The 206-nt window shown below is 62.1% G+C and carries 1 protein-coding gene; it reads left to right on the forward strand.

Annotated elements, in window-relative coordinates; translation table 11 throughout:
• The coding region (locus ACW6W5_RS17900; protein WP_458233684.1) for a GTP-binding protein at window positions 1-206 on the forward strand (206 nt) is incomplete at both ends.

A 206-nucleotide genomic window follows, 5' to 3' on the forward strand; every position in this document is an offset into this window, starting at 1 on the left:
CGTGGCATCACGATCTCGACCGCACACGTCGAATACGAATCCACCGAACGTCATTACGCCCACGTCGATTGCCCGGGCCATGCTGACTACGTCAAGAACATGATCACCGGTGCTGCCCAGATGGACGGCGCGATCCTGGTCTGTTCGGCTGCTGACGGCCCGATGCCGCAGACCCGTGAGCACATCCTGCTCTCGCGTCAGGTCGG

The organism is Stenotrophomonas sp. IS26 (genome assembly GCF_054188265.1).